At 43.1% G+C, this 17,513-nt stretch carries 10 protein-coding genes; 1 reads left to right on the plus strand and 9 read right to left on the minus strand.

All coding sequences use genetic code 11. From position 1 onward, the window contains the following. Positions 1–12: 12 nt before the first annotated feature. The 9 genes from EWE74_RS12895 to EWE74_RS12935 all read right to left on the minus strand — a co-directional run bounded on the left by EWE74_RS12895 (position 13) and on the right by EWE74_RS12935 (position 13,802). Complete coding sequence (locus tag EWE74_RS12895; RefSeq protein WP_130141933.1) at positions 13–3,438, minus strand: TonB-dependent receptor; 3,426 nt, start codon at positions 3,436–3,438, stop codon at positions 13–15. 162 nt (positions 3,439–3,600) lie between these two features. Next, positions 3,601–4,797, minus strand: coding sequence for a FecR family protein (locus EWE74_RS12900; RefSeq protein WP_165384712.1), 1,197 nt, complete (start codon positions 4,795–4,797; stop codon positions 3,601–3,603). Between the two features lie 103 nt (positions 4,798–4,900). Then, the gene (locus tag EWE74_RS12905) at positions 4,901–5,503 is read right to left on the minus strand and encodes an RNA polymerase sigma factor (RefSeq protein ID WP_130141935.1); all 603 of its coding nucleotides are present in this window, start codon (positions 5,501–5,503) and stop codon (positions 4,901–4,903) included. A 120-nt stretch (positions 5,504–5,623) separates the two neighbouring features. Next, on the minus strand, positions 5,624–7,108 hold the full coding sequence (locus EWE74_RS12910) for a sulfatase family protein (RefSeq protein ID WP_239018657.1): 1,485 nt from the start codon (positions 7,106–7,108) through the stop codon (positions 5,624–5,626). 185 nt (positions 7,109–7,293) lie between these two features. After that, positions 7,294–8,709, minus strand: a complete 1,416-nt coding sequence (locus EWE74_RS12915; RefSeq protein WP_130141936.1) for a Gfo/Idh/MocA family oxidoreductase — start codon at positions 8,707–8,709, stop codon at positions 7,294–7,296. 20 nt (positions 8,710–8,729) lie between these two features. Beyond that, the gene (locus EWE74_RS12920; RefSeq protein ID WP_130141937.1) at positions 8,730–10,115 is read right to left on the minus strand and encodes a 3-keto-disaccharide hydrolase; all 1,386 of its coding nucleotides are present in this window, start codon (positions 10,113–10,115) and stop codon (positions 8,730–8,732) included. Positions 10,116–10,136: 21 nt separating this feature from the next. After that, positions 10,137–11,417 carry a Gfo/Idh/MocA family protein gene (locus EWE74_RS12925; RefSeq protein WP_130141938.1) on the minus strand — a complete coding sequence of 427 codons (1,281 nt, stop codon included), beginning with the start codon at positions 11,415–11,417 and terminating at the stop codon, positions 10,137–10,139. A 142-nt stretch (positions 11,418–11,559) separates the two neighbouring features. Next, positions 11,560–12,690 carry a glycoside hydrolase family 43 protein gene (locus tag EWE74_RS12930; protein ID WP_130141939.1) on the minus strand — a complete coding sequence of 377 codons (1,131 nt, stop codon included), beginning with the start codon at positions 12,688–12,690 and terminating at the stop codon, positions 11,560–11,562. Positions 12,691–12,704: 14 nt separating this feature from the next. Continuing rightward, the gene (locus EWE74_RS12935; RefSeq protein ID WP_239018658.1) at positions 12,705–13,802 is read right to left on the minus strand and encodes a family 43 glycosylhydrolase; all 1,098 of its coding nucleotides are present in this window, start codon (positions 13,800–13,802) and stop codon (positions 12,705–12,707) included. A gap of 351 nt (positions 13,803–14,153) precedes the next feature. Between EWE74_RS12935 and EWE74_RS12940 the strand changes: the two genes are divergently transcribed. Then, positions 14,154–17,501: a SusC/RagA family TonB-linked outer membrane protein gene (locus tag EWE74_RS12940; protein ID WP_130141940.1), complete on the plus strand. Its 3,348-nt coding sequence runs from the start codon at positions 14,154–14,156 to the stop codon at positions 17,499–17,501. Positions 17,502–17,513: the final 12 nt, after the last annotated feature.

Below are 17,513 nucleotides of genomic sequence, written 5' to 3' on the forward strand. Positions count from 1 at the left end.
GTCATATCTTAATTAGAAGGTTACATTGATACCGAATAACATTTGCCATGATGGAGGAATTACCGTATTCATCACACGGTTGGTCTCGGGATCAAGCCCATTATATTTGTTTACATATTCGGAGAAGAAGGTAAACGGATTTGTCGCTGTTGCGTATACACGGGCTCTACTTAACCCGATGGAACTAAGAAGTTTATCGGGCAACGTATAACCCAAGGTCAGTGTCCGTATCTTGAGGTAAGATGCATCGAACAACGTAAGCGTTCCCTTATAAGGTATGCTCTGTACCCTGTTATTCGGCGCTGGCCAGCGCGCATCTGTTCTTTCCGGTGTCCAATAGTCAACATCCAGGTTGTTAAAATAACCTCCCATCAGGGAATTCTGTCCACCCCCATAGAGTTCAGACCTCAGCAAACCTCCCTGTCGGAAATTCATAACCACCGTTAAGTCGAAGTTCTTATAGGCTAGTGTATTTGTCCATCCGCCTTCAAAGTTAGCCTGATGACTTCCCAATACTTTGCGGTCATAGTCGTTGATGATGCCATCGGGTTCACCATCGGCCCCGCTGATATCGGCTACTTTAATGGTTCCTATTACGGACTCATCACCCGAGGTTTGAAGTCCCAAGCTTTCGGCAAGCGCCCTGTCTTCGGGCGTATCCTGCCAGATACCCAATCCTACATATTCATAGAAGGATCCCAGCGGATGACCGACAAAGAGGTTGTCAGAAATCAGTTGATCTGCTCCTTCGGTAAGTTGAACGACTTTATTCCGATTAAAGTAGATATTTAAATCGGTCGTCCACTGGAATTTATTCTTGCCGTCGCCATTGAAAACATGCATACGGACATTCGTCTCAAATCCTACATTTTCTGTTTTACCTACATTGTACGGGATTGCCGTACTGACACCACTCGTTGCAGGAGGCGTGAAACTCATCATCAAATTGTTGGAGTATTGTTTGTATGCTTCCATAGAACCGGTAATCCGATTATCCAAAAAACCAAAATCTACACCCACATTATAACTGGCCGTACGTTCCCACTTTAGTTCGCTATTGGAGGCGGCAGTCGGATAATATCCAAGTACCCCCTGCGACCCAAAGATATACCTATTGCTGCTCATATTACCCTGTGTGTCATAGGGAGCCACGTTCGTGTTACCTACTTCCCCATAACTAAGACGCAGTTTCAACTGAGACAATATAGAAGAGGTTCTATTCATAAACTGTTCGTTTCCTATATTCCATGCAAATGCAGCAGAAGGGAAATAATGCCACTTATTCCCTTTCGCCAGACGTGAAGAGCCATCGGCACGAAGTGTCGTCGTTAGGTAATAACGTTGGTCATAATCATAATTAAGACGTCCCATGTAAGAAAGCATGCTCCACTTGCTGTAGTTACCACCTCCTTTATGGTTTTCAGCCGTACCCGGATTGTAGTAACCTACTTGATTGGTCGGTACATTTTCATAGTTCAGGTCGAAATCCTGTGCCTCCCTTTCTCCGGCACTAAACAACGCCGTAACATTAAAATTATGCTTCTCTACTTTTTTATCATACGTCAAAAGGTTTTCAATGGTATAGTCTATAAGAGAAGCTGATTCGTTATAGCCATAATTCGATGACTGGCGACGCTTGCTTGTTCCCTGCTGATAATAGCGTTGCAAAGTGGTCTGCGATAACTGCACACCCGCATTGAGCCTGTACTTAAAGCCGTGCGTGAGGTCTGCTTCCAGATAACCCGTTGTAAAGGTCGATAATCGTTTGCGATCGTCTTGGATAGCTCCCTCGCGCAGATCCATCAGCGGGTTGCTCATCAGGTCATTCGTATGTACTTTCTCCCGTATTGATCCATCGTCCATCAATGGCGTGAGCAGTGGACTCAACCTTAAAGCGTCGCCCATTGGATTGAGGCTCTCCCCTCTACTGATATAGTAGGTATTCAATGTGTTGATCCCTAATTTCAAGTATTTGTTTATGGTATGGTCCACAGATAATTTCTGGGTTGTGCGTTCCATCGACTGTAAGTCGTATATACCTGTCGCTTTATAATATCCCAATGATGCAGCATACTGGGTATTTTTAGATCCGCCCGCTATGCCTATCTGATGATTGGTGATTGCCGGATCCTTGTCATACAATTCCTTCTGCCAGTCGGTATACACGCCATTTTCATAGCCTTCCGTTTCTCCGTCAAGCCCCCCTTCGAATACCCGTTCTAATACCCTCGGGTCGTCGATGCCTGTGTAGCCATCCGAATTTTTGTATCGATTGTACATGGCCCATTTCCGTAGTTCCATATACTCATCCGCATTCATAAGATCGTAAAACCCTAAGGGCTTGTTGATTCCAAGATATCCGCTATAAGTAACTGTAGCCTTTGCCGCTTCTGCTCCACGCTTGGTCGTCATCAATATAACACCATTGGCGCCACGCGAACCGTAGATTGCTGTTGACGAAGCATCTTTAAGCACAGTAACCGAAGTGATATCGTCTGGTGCAATATTGTTCATCATCCCTAAATCATAAGGAATGCCATCCACAACCAAAAGTGGATCATTGCCGGCAGCTATGGAGCGGGTTCCGCGAATCCGGATTTCAGGCGTATGTCCCGGGTGTGTCGATCCGCCGCTACGTTGTATATTCACACCTGCCCCTGCCCCTTGCAAGGCCATTCCAATATTTGCGGCAGGCGTATTACGGATCGTTTGTTCACTGATTACATTGACAGCCCCGGTCAAATCAGATTTCTTCACCGTGCCGTACCCCACCACGACCACTTCATCCAAATCACTGATTTCTTGCTCCAAGGTTATATCAATCACCGATCGACCACGAATGCTTTCTTCTTCACGTTGAAGCCCTACGGAATAAAACACAAGCGTTGCGTCCGGTTTCGCTAGGATATGATAAGAACCATTTTCGGATGTAGCTACGGTAGAGGCCGTTCCCGCCACAGACACCGAAACCCCAGCTAGCGGCGTTCCGCTGATATCACGAACCGTACCTGTTACGGCATGTTGTTGCGCTATGACTACGGTCTGAACACTCGCGAACGACTTGTTTTCAGGCTGTTTGACCTCCTTTTCTTTTAGGACGATGGTTTTATCCATGATGACATACGTCAACGGTAAGCCCTGAAGGCATTCACGCAGCACCGTCTCTAACGCTGCGTTTTTAAGATTAATATTAACTTTACGGGCATCATTCAACCGCTTTGCCGAATAAAAAACCGTAAGATCTGTTTGTTTCTTGATTTCCCGAAAGACCTCTTTAATAGAAATATCTTTCTGCTGCAGTGTAACATAGTGCTGTGCGACACTATTTGCCCCCACTTGCATGGCGAAGAAGATAATAATAGTTAGCGTAAGTTGAATGCGCATAAGCACCTGCCTTTTTAACACCCCGTTAAGGGTGGACGTAATTTTTTCGTACATTTGTAATAATGTTTGGTTCAATGGAATAACTATAGATTACAGGTTGTGCTGAACATTCTCTGCCTTGCAGATATTGCCGAAAGTGTTGGTCGCACTTTCGGTTTTTTTGTTCATTTCGTCGTCGTTATATCATAACATAATTTTTTTGATCTTTATAGATGATTAGTTTTTCTTTTTAAGTTTATTTCCAACAATAACGGTCCTATTTTTAATTTCGAACGCTAAATCGCCCGCCTCCTGCATAATATCCAACACCGTCTGTAGGTTGCTATATCGCGAAATACTTCCGGAGAAAATCTCATCAGAAGGCAAATAGCCACTATATTCGATATCAATATCGTACCAACGCGCTATTCTGTGCAGCACCTCTTTCGCAGTCTCATTTCGGAATATAAATTCGCCGTTCTTCCAGTCTATATAATCATTGATATCCACTTTATTCTTCTCCACACCATCTTGTCCGATTTTTCCTTGTTCACCCGGAAGGAGAACCATGTTTTTTCGATGTTGAACAGATTCTAAACGAACCTTTCCTTCCACCAAGGTTGTTCTAGCCTCTTTTTCGTCTTTATATGCGGAAACATTAAAGGCTGTACCCAAAACCGTTATCGTTTGATGCGCACTAACGACTTTGAACGGTTGGAAATGTTGAGTCGAGGTTTCATCCGACACACGTTTTACGTCAAAATAGGCCTCTCCTTCTAACTCAACAACCCGCTCCCCTTCCAGAAAATGAGAAGGATATTTTAACGTAGATTCGGCATTTAGCCAAACGACGGTCCCATCAGAAAGGGTGACTTTATACATTCCGCCGCGCGGTGTACTGAGGGTCAACTGTTGAGGGGATGATGATTCCAATGCTAAAACCGTGGAGGCACCATCATTATAGGTGATTTGCTGCCCCTCAACGATAATGCCGTCGCGACTTTCGTCCAAGGTTAATACCCGACCGTCGGCAAGGGTTATCGTTGCTTTATGGCCTACCGGTGTAATCGCTACTTCGGATGTCCTATGTTGATCAGGGGTTGCTTCTTGCGTAGACATAAACCAAAAGAATCCCAACATACTTATCAGAAGAACAGCTGCGGCATAGGGTAACGAATGGTAACGAACCGGTTGCTTTCTCGATCTAATTTGATGGATTAAGTTAAATCTCACGTTATTGGTTAGCGCCTGTATATCTTCGGAAGGGGCGTTGTTCATGGTCTTCGAAAACTCCTGGCCTAACATCTGATCAAACGCTTCCGGTATACCATGATCTTTAAAATAGTCTAGCATTTCCGCTAGTTCTTCTTCAGAAATAGCACGATCTAAATATTTTCTACATAATACTTCGATATCGTATTGGCTCTTACCCATTATAACATTTCGGTTAACTTTATACATTACACCTGAAACGCAAAAAGCAAGCAAGCGAAACAGTCTATTTTTTATAAAACACTGTAAATCAGATTAAAAAAAATTAAAAAACAAGAAGAATAAGGATGATATATAAAAAGCCAGAAAGTTCCGATTGATTTTTAAGCTCCCCTTTTAAGAAAATATTGGCATTTCTAATATGACTATTAACAGTCGCTATCGATATTTTTAACTTTTCACTCACCTCTTTATAGCTTAACCCATCAAGCTTGCAAAGCATATATACTTTCTTTTGTTGAGGTGGTAAGCGATCTAACAATGTTTGCAGTAATTGTTGAATTTCCTTATTTTCCATCCACTCCTCCACGATATTATTATTCGCTGTTCTAAAGTAGGTCAGAAATTCTTCACGCAGACGATTGTCATTCGCTATTTTACGAAATATATTCTTGGATTTATTTATTGCGCTCCGATACAGGTATGCCGGAACGGACTTCGAAGCATCCATATCATGTCGCTTCTCCCATAGCATCATAAATATATCTTGCAACACCTCTTCGGCCAATTCGGAGGAATGTAGCAGCCGGACAAGATGAGTAGCCAGTTCATCTTTATACCGATCATAAATCTCCAAAAAAGCTCTTTCGTCGTCATTATTCAATAAGACAACCAATGCTTCATCCGTATGACTTTTTAGGTGTTTCATAGCCCATCTCTACGATAGCAAGATGTTATTTACGACTTTTGATTTATAATATAGCGATTTCTATTTATGCGCCATGAAGATACGAAAATTATGATATCTTTTTAGCAGCAGATATAATTTTCACCGCAGATCCTGTATCCTCAGAGGCCCCTTCAACTTGACTTTTTCAGCCTGTTTACTTGCCCCAGCCTTTTCACCCTTTTTCCATACGCCCGGTAAACGCTTTCCGTTCACGTCATCCCTATCCGGCGTTGGGTGTTGTGGAACAGAGTCACCTGTTTCCGCGATCCACTGCTCCATTACCTTTCGCAAAGAATCGAGTGATTCCTGGTGTTTTTTATCGGAAGCCAGATTTTTAAACTGGTAAGGATCGGTACCCAGATTGTACAATTCTTCGCGCTCACGCGGAACCAGAAAAACATCCTCTTGCTCTGGTGAAGTCAACTTCTTCTCATGAGCGTCCCATAATTCCAGTCCTGCAGGAAACTGACGTGTGGATTCACCCAGCAAATTTTGACGTTCAGGAAAAGCATTTCGGATATATACCCAATCTTTATATCGTACCATACGTTCATGTGCTTGAAAAACATGCCAGTTATGTTCCGCAAAAACAAAATCACGGTGGCCAGACCATTCCTTGTCTTGTAAAATGGAATGAAAACTTGCTCCTTGCATGTGATCATCGATCTCATTACCCGTCAAATGCAAAATGGTCGGTGCAATATCCACCGAGCTTATTAAAGCAGTTGTACTACCCTTATCCACATCGGGGCCATAGACAATAAAAGGCGTCTTGATTCCGCTGTCATACAGCCTTCCTTTGTTTCTCGGAAAAGGACTGCCATTGTCACTCATAAAAATGATATAGGTATTCTCCAAGATACCCTGCTTCTTCAGTTCCTTAACAATCTCCCCCATATAATAATCAGCACGCGACACTTCATGATAATACGCTGCTAGGTCTTTGCGCGTCTGCGGACCATTGTATAACATCGGCGGTACAATGATATCATCGGGGTTATACATAACCCCTTTATCATTCGTCTGCCAGTCGCGATGTGCATCATGTGAAGCAAACCAAAAGAAAAACGGTTTGTCTTTAGGTCTATTTTCTATAATCTCGTTCCAATCCTCTTCTCCTCCTGGTCCCTTTCCTGGCGAAATCATATCGAAGGCGTGCTTCGTTTGCGGCCCCATATGGTTCTTACCGGACAACACCGTATAATATCCTGCTTCTTTCAATAGCTGTGGAAACATGACTTGCCCCTTAGGAAGCGGATCATGTAGCTCCGGAGCTCCCGTATTGTGTGGATAACGCCCCGTAATAATACTCGAACGACTTGGACTACAGCTACTAGTTGTCAGATATGCGTTTTCGAACTTAAGTCCTTTCGCCGCCAAACGATCAATATTTGGTGTTTTTACATTTGGACTCCCGTAACAACCTAAATCCTCCCATCCGATATCATCGGTAATAAAAAAAATAAAATTGGGCTTGGTTGTGGTATCTCGGTTACTAACCAAATTCGTCTGATGGTCATTTGCATATAATTTGTTAAAACAGATGATGCCCATCACAACAAATAATAAAAATATTCTTTTCATTTTCGACAATAGATCATGATAATCGTGATCAGTAATATTACAGAAAGATAGTGGAGTTAACAATATGTTATTTATGACTATTGATTAATAATATGGTAAGCTTCATTTATGGGTTATGAAGAGGCAAAAAAATAACGTACAAAAATCTGTATCCATTAATCCAGATTCTTTGTACGCTATATGCTTTAAACTTTATAATATTGCTCCCAACCTTTTGCTGGTGGTGGCCCTACCAATAACGCATTCGCAAATTTGTCATTGGTAATTTCTTTTTTAACGGGGTCAAAGTCTACTTTGCCATTTAAGCGTTGTGTAATGACTCCTAGACAAAAGACCTGACTTAACGGTCCTGCTATCTCAAAAGGAGACCTGGTTTTCTCTTCACCTTTACAAGCTTTTAAGAAATTCGCAAAATGGTTAGAAGGAGACTGCGGAACCTCCGGAAGCTTATTCGCTAAATCCTTAGCTTTCGACTCCGGAATAATTTGCAGGGTACTCCCGTGGGAAGCCCCCTTAAAAGTCAGGTCTTTTCCGTAGATAATCTTTCCAGGGTTAAGCTTTGCCGGCTCCATTTCACCTGTACTCGGTGGCGGAATATTAGGATCTAACCCCGAAACGCCATAGCCTTCTGGAATTTCAGGTAGGTTGTCCAATCCATCATACCAGGTGATGTCTACAGCCGGCATTTTTTTCCGTTTCGGAAAATGGAATTTAATGGTGGACGACATCGGGAAAAAGAAAGCGTTATGTCCTTCCAAATACGTAGCCTCCACCTGTGTTGGCAGACCTAGTTCCAGAAACTCGTGTGCGGTATCCAAGATATGTGCACCCCAGTCGCCCAATGCCCCCATACCGAAATCATACCAACAGCGCCATTGACCGTTGACAAAATCTTTGTTGTAGTCATGTCCCAACGTTTGCATTTGCCATAATTCCCAATCTAAGGTAGATGGGATTTTTTCTGCCGGCGGGAAATTTTTCATATTCGGATCCCAACCGTGCCAACGGCGTGCATTATTCATATGTGCATCAATCCGGGTGACATCCTTGATGATTCCAGCATCTTTCCACGCTTTGAACTGGAAGTAGTTTGCTTCGGAATGCCCTTGGTTACCCATTTGGGTGACCACCTTACTATGCTTCCGTGCTTTTTGCATCATCAGTTCTACTTCCCAGAATGTCTGCGCCATCGGCTTTTCGACATAGACGTGCTTGCCCAGCTCCAAAGCCGTCATCGTAATCGCGAAATGGGCAAAATCTGGCGTACCTATAGAAACCGCGTCAATTTGATTTCCCATTTTATCAAACATCTCCCTAAAATCCTGAAATCGAGGAACGTTTGGAAACATTTTTAAGATAGCCTGTGTATGCTTAGCGTCCATGTCCACATCACATAGCGCTACGATATTACAAAGACCCGTTTTGTACAGATCACGAATGATTTCACCAGCCCGGTTTCCTATGCCAACGCAAGCTAGGTTCACCCGCTCGTTGGCAGAAGCAAAAGGTATTTTCCCTAACACGCTATTCGCCAATAGCACACCGCCCCCCGCCATAACAGCTCGGCCGATAAAACTACGACGTGATAAATAATGGTTCATATTTCTTAGTTTAGTGGTAATTACTTTATTTTCTTAATCTTGATATTCCGAAAAGACACGTTGTCTCCATGATCTTGCAATAAGATGTGCCCCTGTGGTGCTTGTCCAAAATTATCCCAGTCCTTATATTTACTTTTCGCGACGAGATCAAGATAATCTTGCGATCCACGCTTGTATTCAACCATCTTTACACCGTTCAAATAGTGTGTTACGGTATTGTCTTCCGAGACAACTACTCGACCACGGTTCCATTCGCCTATTGGCCGGCGCGCACGTGGGTCCTTATTTGATGTGATCAGATCATACAAGGAGGCTAACGTCCGGTTTCCATCACGACCCATTTTTGCATCTGGATGTTTTTCGTCATCGAGCACCTGAAACTCAAGCCCGATCGCAGACCCTTTGGTTTTTTCCTTCAGTGTCACAAAATATTTTACCCCACTGTTTGCCCCCGGCGTCAGTTTGAACTCAAAAGATAAGTCAAAAATAGCATATTGATCTTTGGTAATAATATCGCCACCATTGGTAGATTCACCTCCATCAGATTTCAACACGGTAATCTCTCCATTGCCTACTTTCCATCCTTTTGCTGGAAATTCATCGCCACGTACACTACGCCACTGATCCGCTTTATTACCATCAAACAACAGCTTAATGCCTGATTTCTTTTCTGCGCTGCTTAGGTCATTAGGTTTCAGGTTCACAACAAATACATCTTTTGAAAAGGGTTTTGGTTTCAGTTTCTTTGTTTGGATGCGGATATTTTTAAAATATACTTTCTTACCGTCCAGATCAGCGGGAATACTGTGCACCTGCAGACCTATAAAACCCGTTCTGTCTATCGTATCAATAACATGGGATACGGGAATATCGTTCACCCATGTGCGTGTTTCATCACCAATAGCCTCGATGCGTATACGGTTAAACTCATTCGCTTTGTAAGCCGATTTTGCCGCCTCATTAAGATCCAAGGGATAGAGCCATCCACGACGCGCTTCGTCGTAAATACCGCCAGTCCATGCACGTTCGGAGGGATCAATCTCTACCTGTCTGCCATATACCCTACCTTTACCATTATTTGCATTTGCATCGTAATGGCTACGTGTCTGGATACCGGAATTCGTTCTATCTCCCTCCAGTTTTACATCAACTTCCAAGATAAAATCACCGTATTCTTTCTCTGTAATCAAAAAAGAATTCGGCGTGCCTTTCGTCATCGTCCCTACTATCGCACCGTCTTCCACGGTATACGGAGCTTTTCCGCCCACAGGCTTCCACCCTTGTAGTGTTTTGCCATCAAACAGTTCTTTCCATTTTCCTTTACTCTGTTGTGCTTCCACCTGTATAGGCTGATAAGCTATCATTCCTGCAACCGCAGCAATTAAAAATTTTGATATTGTGTTCATCTTCATACTATTTTAAACGCCCTAAATTTTCGGCAATCTATATCCGTTTTCGTATTTAGCCAACAAATAATTATTAGCCTTTCTATCTGTAAATTTACGTTTTGTACGATCCCAATATAATTTTTCACCTGTCCGATAAGCGATATTGCCCATCTGCGAAAAAGCAGCAATATGTGCTCCAACCTGAATAGGTGCATTAAGAAGATTGTGATCTTTTTTTGTTATGGCCTGCACAAAATTCTTCATGTGTGCATCCAGACCATGGTCTTTCGGCTTTTGCAGTGCAACAGACTCCATTTTTTCTTTTTCGGGGATGACTTCCCATCCATCTCTGTTCAATATCAACGTACCATTATCCCCGATAAATGCGACACCATGATTTCTACCATATGGACCGAGGCCAATCCCTATGGCATGTTCCCATTGTATACTAAAATCATCAAATGCATAAACCACATTCATAGTGTCCGGGGTTTCCGAAGCACCATTTGGGTCTGCATATTTACCACCCGACGCTATCACCGATACGGGATCGGATACCTTCATACCTAGCAACGCATAATCCAGCATGTGTACTCCCCAATCTGTCATAAGCCCACCAGCATAATCCCAAAACCAACGGAATTCGAAGTGAAATCTATTTGGATTGAAAGGTCTCCGAGGTGCCGGTCCTAACCATAAATCATAATGTACGCCTGCAGGAACCGGCGCATCCGGCTTTTTGTCAATAGTTTTTTTCCAATCCACATACGACCAAGCTTTCACAGTCCTAATCTTCCCTAATCGTCCGGAATGGACAAAATCGATAGCATCTCGAAAATGTTGCTGGCTACGCTGCCACTGACCGACCTGCACTATACTGGAGCCATTCTCCACAGCCTTCACCATCAAATCACATTCCTGTACAGAGTTACCGATTGGCTTTTCCAGGTAAACATGCTTTCCCGATTTGACGGCGTCTATGAGCTGTAGACAATGCCAGTGATCCGGCGTGGCGATAATGACCACATCGACTATATCTTCCGCCAACATATCTTGGTGGGAAACAAATGTTTTGACTTTTATACCTCGCTCAGCTAGTTCAGCGGAACGTTTTTCTAACACATTCTCATCTACATCACACAGCGCAGTACATCGCACATTCGCATTCTTCAATATCGCATTTAAATTTGCCCATCCCATTCCATGCGCTCCAATCAAACCTACTCTAAGGGATGCTTGGCTCGCAAGAGCCTCAGAAAATGGCATAAAAGCAGATGCAGCAAAAATTGATGAAATCTTTATAAAATCTTTTCTGTTCATTGCGTACTTTATTTTTTTCCGATTTCAAGAAATTCAATCTTATTCTTTCGGGCTTACAATTAAGTCAAATGTAAAGAATATCGGACGTAGTTTCTGCACGCGTAATAGTTAATTTACGAAAACGTTGTAATTTTAAAGGGGTTTAGTCTGCTTTAACCGTGGGTCCGTTAACCTTTAATTCTCCATTTTCTGTTAGCTGCAACTCATCTAGAAATACCAACCGATCATTACCTGTTTTATTAGTTCTGCCATGATATACACACCACATTTTTCCGTCCCGGTCTTCCAATACACTGTTGTGCCCTGTACCCGACACAATCCCTCCATTTTCCGTATTCTTTTGCAAGATGGGGTTAGCCGCTGATTTTTGAAATGGCCCCAATGGGTTTGACGCCGTAGCATAACCCACCGCATAGTGTTGCCCGCCGAAGAAATTAGCGGAATACATCATATAATAGGTATCGTTATGCTTCATCAGATAGGATCCTTCGGTCCATCTACGGTTTACTTCACCAGAAGTTACCGATCGGCTTTCCCATTCGGCTTGCTGATCATCCATCGAAACAGGTGGTCTCAGTAACAAGACCGGTTCCCCTATAACCGAAGCGAAATCTGCCGATAATTCTACACCATAAATCCAGCTCTCTTCAATTTCGTCAAACATTTTTTTCTCACGAGCCCAGTCCGCAATTTCAGATTCCACAGCATGCTTGTAACAACATCTGGAGTAATAGAGGTATAACTTACCGTCATCAGCGAAGTAAACATTAGCATCGATAATCGGATAACCGGGATCAAATAAAGGCTCTCCCGTCATATCTTCAAATGGTCCGGTCGGGCTGTCCGAAACCGCCACGCCAATTTTATAATTCTCTAATTCGTTGTTCGGGTTATTCTTCCAATGCGCGCTATAGAACATGTAGTATTTTCCGTTGCGTTTATACACCTCCGGCGCCCAAAAATCTTTTGTTCCCCATGCTTTCTCTTGATCCGACGAATAGACCTGACCGCGTTTCTCCCAAGTCTTTAAATCTTTAGAAGAATAGGCCATGAAACCGTTTTTCACACCACCGGTTCCATACATGTAATACATATCCGATTCATTATCATAGACAATAAATGGATCGCCAAATGCGACATCCAATGGGTTATTAGATTCATAAACCTCTGTTTTCCCCTCGGTTTCTTTCTTATCTTGATTTTGTGTGCTACCGCTATTGCACGATATCATGGTGAATAGCAACGCTACTCCGGTAAAAAAATATTTATTCATGTTTTTGGATTTTTCTATTGCTTAAAATATGGTTTATTCTGCGCACTCGTACTCGGCATATCATCGTTAATAATAGGCCAACCAGCTACCCAATCAACTTTGTCTAAAAATAACATCCGTCTGCTTGCGCCACCGGAAACTTTTCCTTTTTCTACGTCAATTCCATGGTATAATATCCAATCTTGATTGGCATCATCCGTCACAATGCGCGAACCATGCCCGACTCCTACAAATTTATCATTTGCTTTTAAGATTAATGTACCGTTTCCGCGCTCTTTTAGATCACGTCCCTCTTTATCTATATAAGGTCCTTGCAGGTTTTTGGATCTTCCAACAACCATATGGTATGTGCTACGCACTCCTTCGCAACACGAGCCACGCGAACCGATAAAATAGTAATACCCATCACGTTTATGAATTATAACTGCTTCCAAATCTCCGGCTGCAATTTTAAACTTTGAATTAGCATCCGTAATGGCCAAGCCATTTCCCTCCAAAGGAATACCAAAGGTACCTTGCTTAGGGCCATTGTCAAAACTCCCCCAGAACAAGAATTTCTCACCATTCTCCTCCCATAAAAAGGGGTCGATGGAATTCGGCACATCAATTGATTTACTATCAAAAATTTTCCCGTGATCTTTAAATGGCCCCTCCGGCTTGTCTGCGGTCGCCACACCAACACCTGGATTCGCATCGCCCCAGGTTGAGTATGCATAGTATAGGAAATACTTGCCGTCCATATAGACAGCTTCTGGTGCCCAAATCCCTCCGCTTTTCTTCCAACTAGGTTTGGATTCAAACGCTTCACCCACCACTTCCCACTTGGTCAGATCTTGCGACTTCAATACAGGGACCAACCTACTCCCTGTGCCATCTCCCCAGTCGTCTTGGGTGCCGTAAGCATAAAAGCTGCCCGAAATAGGATCCCTCAGCACAGTGGGATCAGCCAGAATGGGTTCAAAAACAGGATTGGTAAATTGATTTTTAACGTCCGGCTCCTTTTGGCGATAACCTTGTCCCTGGCCTCCTGTGCTGGTTGCGCAAGAAAGATATAGACAAGATGAAATAACCGACAAAAAAGGCACGATAAGTTTTTTACTTTTTCTATTCATTCGTATGTATACTACTGATTTAATGACGATCAAGGTTAAGCTTAAATAATACGTTTATAATTGCGCCTCTATAAAGCACTTCGGTTTATATAAAAATATATAAAAGCCAAAAACAAAAATGCGGAACGCTACCCATTAAAAGTAGCCATTTTAAATCAAAAACACACCATTCTGTATCACCAATACTGCGCCAATCGGCAAATAATAAAAAAACTATGATTGAGACAAAACAACAATTTATTGATACAATCAAGCAATTTCTATCGATGAATATTACCAAACTTTGTCTGTTAAGTTTCTATTAAGGAACCAATATAAACATGTTTTAACGATGTAACTAATATAAGTCTTATGTTAAATCCCTATAAAACCAATCGCCATTTTTCGTTGGCGAAAACGAAATGGATATCAGCTAGCTGTTTGTTTTGTTTGATCGCGGTCGGTAATCCGAACGCTGCATCGGCGGCACGTTCCATCATACCAATCGAAGACCTGAACGTGCAAAACAAAGAGATCCGTGGCAGAGTAACCGATTTGGAGGGCACACCTTTAGCAGGTGCAACCATCATGGTTAAAGGAACTTCTCTTAGCGTAGCCTCTGATGAGCAAGGTCAATATACCTTATCTGTGCCCAGCACTGCACAAACGTTGGTTGTAACACTGATAGGCTACGAAACACAAGAGCTGCAAATCGGATCACAAAATGTGATTAACGTTTCTTTATCGAGCGGTACCGATGCGCTGGAAGAAGTGGTCGTTGTGGGGTATGGTACGATGCGAAAAAAAGATCTGACAGGGTCCATTACGCAAATCCAGGCAGATCGGTTGGCAAATGAGAACCCTAAGACTGTTCAGGATATCCTACGTGGAACACCAGGTATAAGGGTCGGCTACAGTCCTTCGGCAAAAGGCGGTGGCGAAATTAATATTCGTGGAAGACGTTCTGTTTATAATGACGGAGGCCATAACAGCCCGTTAATCGTTCTCGATGGTATGATTTTTTACGGTGAACTTTCGGAAATCAACCCCGATGATATTGATCAGATTGATGTACTGAAAGATGCTTCTGCGGCAGCGGTCTATGGTGCCAAAGCCGCAAGCGGAGTCATTATCGTGAATACCAAAAAGGGTAAGCAAGGAAAACCTGTCATCAACATGACCACGAACATCGGCATGACGACGCCTGCTGATTACCGCAAACGATTCAGTCCGGAAGCCTATTTGCAACATCGGCAGGACTGGTATACGAAGAACACCTACGGAGTAAATTCGGAAACGGGTGCTTATGAGGCTTATCAAACTGGCGTATACAATAACAGACCCGGTTATTTTATGCGGCCGGATCAACTCCCGGGAAACATATCGCTCGATACATGGCGGAATTACACGACCAACGGTTCGGATGAATCCGATTTGAGTATTTGGGGTAAAAGGTTGGGTTTTCAGGGAAACGCACTGCAAAATCTACTCGCGGGCAAAACGGTCGATTGGGAAGATGCCACTTACCGTAACGGATTCGACCAGGATTATAACATCAGCGTAAGCGGAGCCAGCGAACGAACCAATTACTACCTATCCATGGGCTATCTAAAAAATCAGGGAGCCGACGTCAGTGACGATTACCAAGCTGTTCGTGCGAACATAAAACTAAATACCATGGTTACGGATTGGTTTGAAATTGGCGCCAATGTAAACTTTCAAGATCGATCCGACGGCAATATGGATGTTGATTTAGATTATCAGCTTCGGAACAGTCCTTACGCCGATTATCGTGACGAAATGGGTAATCCGGTACAATTCCCCTTAAGCGGAGAATACAGCCAACGCGGATACAATTACGAGTTTCAACGGCAATATCTGGATCTAGAAAAAGGTTACACGATATTCAATACGATACTGCAAGCGAAAGTGAAACTTCCTTTCAACATTACCTATTCGTTTAATGCCTCACCGCGGTATCAATTTTTCTATGACCGTTATTTTATGTCAGCCGAACTACCCGGTTCCGATCCCGCTTCACGCGGCGTGAATCGTGAGCAGCGAAAACGACTCGACTGGTCCTTAAACAATACGATTACCTGGGATCAGACATTCAATGAGAAACACCATTTTATCGTTACCCTTGTACAGGAAGCCGAAGAACTGAAATCGTGGAATGACCGTATAGAAGCAAGAAACATTCTTCCTTCCGATGCATTAGGCTTCCATAATACCGAGAATGGTGCTAAAGAGAACAGTGCATACTCCAGCAGCGACGCACACCAAACAGCTACAGGTTTATTGGGCCGTTTATTTTATTCCTATGACGACCGTTATTTGTTGACTGCATCAATACGTCGCGATGGATATTCCGCTTTCGGAACGTCGAATCCTTACGCTAATTTCCCATCGATCGCTGCAGCATGGTCATTCACAAACGAAAACTTCTTCCAATGGCACGACATCATGAGTAGCGGTAAACTCCGTGTATCATACGGTGAAAATGGTAACCGATCATTGGATAATCCTTACGTAGCCCTGGCCAACCTTTATTCCGGAGCTGGCAGAATGCAGGGATATATTAATCCGTCCGGCGATTTGTCCCTATACCGTTATTTAATGGCAGAGCGACTGGCTAATCCTTACCTACAATGGGAAAAAACGGCGTCTTGGAATTTCGGACTTGATTTTGGCTTCCTTAACGACCGCATCTCCGGTAGTTTGGAATACTATAATATGAAAACACATGATATGATTATGCGGCAGCGATTGCCGAGTTTCACCGGCTTCACCAACATTACGAGCAATCTGGGGCAAGTAAATAATAGCGGGATCGAATTAGCGATCAATTCCGTGAACGTTAGCAAAGATAATTTCCGATGGTCTACAACATTTGGTTTCTCTTACAACAAAAACCGGATTAAGCATCTGTATTACGAATATGAAGATGTACTGGATGCAAATGGTAACGTGGTCGACCAAAAAGAAATGGACGACATATCCAACGGTTGGTTTATTGGACAGCCAATAGGTGCCATTTGGGATTACCGCGTGACAGGAATCTGGCAAACCCATGAAGTCGAAGAAGCCGCAAAATATGGTCAGAAACCCGGTGACCCGAAGGTAGCCAACAATTATACGGCTGACGATGTGGTAAACGACGACGGATCCGTTACTTACGTTTACAACGACAACGACAAAGAATTTTTAGGTGAAACTCTTGCTCCTTATCATTGGTCGTTACGCAATGAATTTGTATTATGGCGTGATCTCAGTTTCTCTTTCAATATTTATTCCTATATGGGTCATAAAAGCTTAAATGGTCAGTACCTCAACAATGATGATCTGGGTGGACGTATGGCTTATGCCTTGCAAAATGTGCCGGCAAAAGAATATTGGACTCCCGAAAATCCGACGAATGAATATGGCCGTATTGAGGCTGCCGGCCCCACCGGTGCCGCCGGTGCACAAAAACTACATGACCGCTCTTTTATCCGTCTAGAAAATATTTCGGTCGGCTATACCTTACCCCAAAGATGGACATCTAGCTGGAACTTAAACCGTGTTAAACTTTACGGCACTATCCGTAATGTAGCTACTTGGGCCAAAGATTGGGAATACGGTGATCCTGAGGCTAATCCTTCTTTTGATAGAAATAATGGAGGAGATGGCGGATTGGCAACCCGGGTATATACCTTGGGACTAAACTTAGTTTTTTAATAAAAAAAAGGA

It is taken from the genome of Sphingobacterium corticibacterium (assembly GCF_004208525.1).
GTDB classification, from domain to species: domain Bacteria; phylum Bacteroidota; class Bacteroidia; order Sphingobacteriales; family Sphingobacteriaceae; genus Sphingobacterium; species Sphingobacterium corticibacterium.

Excerpts from the sequence above, each read along its gene's own strand:
- EWE74_RS12905 (WP_130141935.1), bottom strand. The coding sequence starts at position 5,503 with ATGAAACACCTAAAAAGTCATACGGATGAAGCATTGGTTGTCTTATTG.
- EWE74_RS12920 (WP_130141937.1), bottom strand. The coding sequence starts at position 10,115 with ATGAACACAATATCAAAATTTTTAATTGCTGCGGTTGCAGGAATGATA.
- EWE74_RS12910 (WP_239018657.1), bottom strand. The coding sequence starts at position 7,108 with ATGAAAAGAATATTTTTATTATTTGTTGTGATGGGCATCATCTGTTTT.
- EWE74_RS12935 (WP_239018658.1), bottom strand. The coding sequence starts at position 13,802 with ATGAATAGAAAAAGTAAAAAACTTATCGTGCCTTTTTTGTCGGTTATT.
- EWE74_RS12900 (WP_165384712.1), bottom strand. The coding sequence starts at position 4,797 with ATGGGTAAGAGCCAATACGATATCGAAGTATTATGTAGAAAATATTTA.
- EWE74_RS12930 (WP_130141939.1), bottom strand. The coding sequence starts at position 12,690 with ATGAATAAATATTTTTTTACCGGAGTAGCGTTGCTATTCACCATGATA.
- EWE74_RS12940 (WP_130141940.1), top strand. The coding sequence starts at position 14,154 with ATGTTAAATCCCTATAAAACCAATCGCCATTTTTCGTTGGCGAAAACG.
- EWE74_RS12915 (WP_130141936.1), bottom strand. The coding sequence starts at position 8,709 with ATGAACCATTATTTATCACGTCGTAGTTTTATCGGCCGAGCTGTTATG.
- EWE74_RS12895 (WP_130141933.1), bottom strand. The coding sequence starts at position 3,438 with ATGTACGAAAAAATTACGTCCACCCTTAACGGGGTGTTAAAAAGGCAG.
- EWE74_RS12925 (WP_130141938.1), bottom strand. The coding sequence starts at position 11,417 with ATGAACAGAAAAGATTTTATAAAGATTTCATCAATTTTTGCTGCATCT.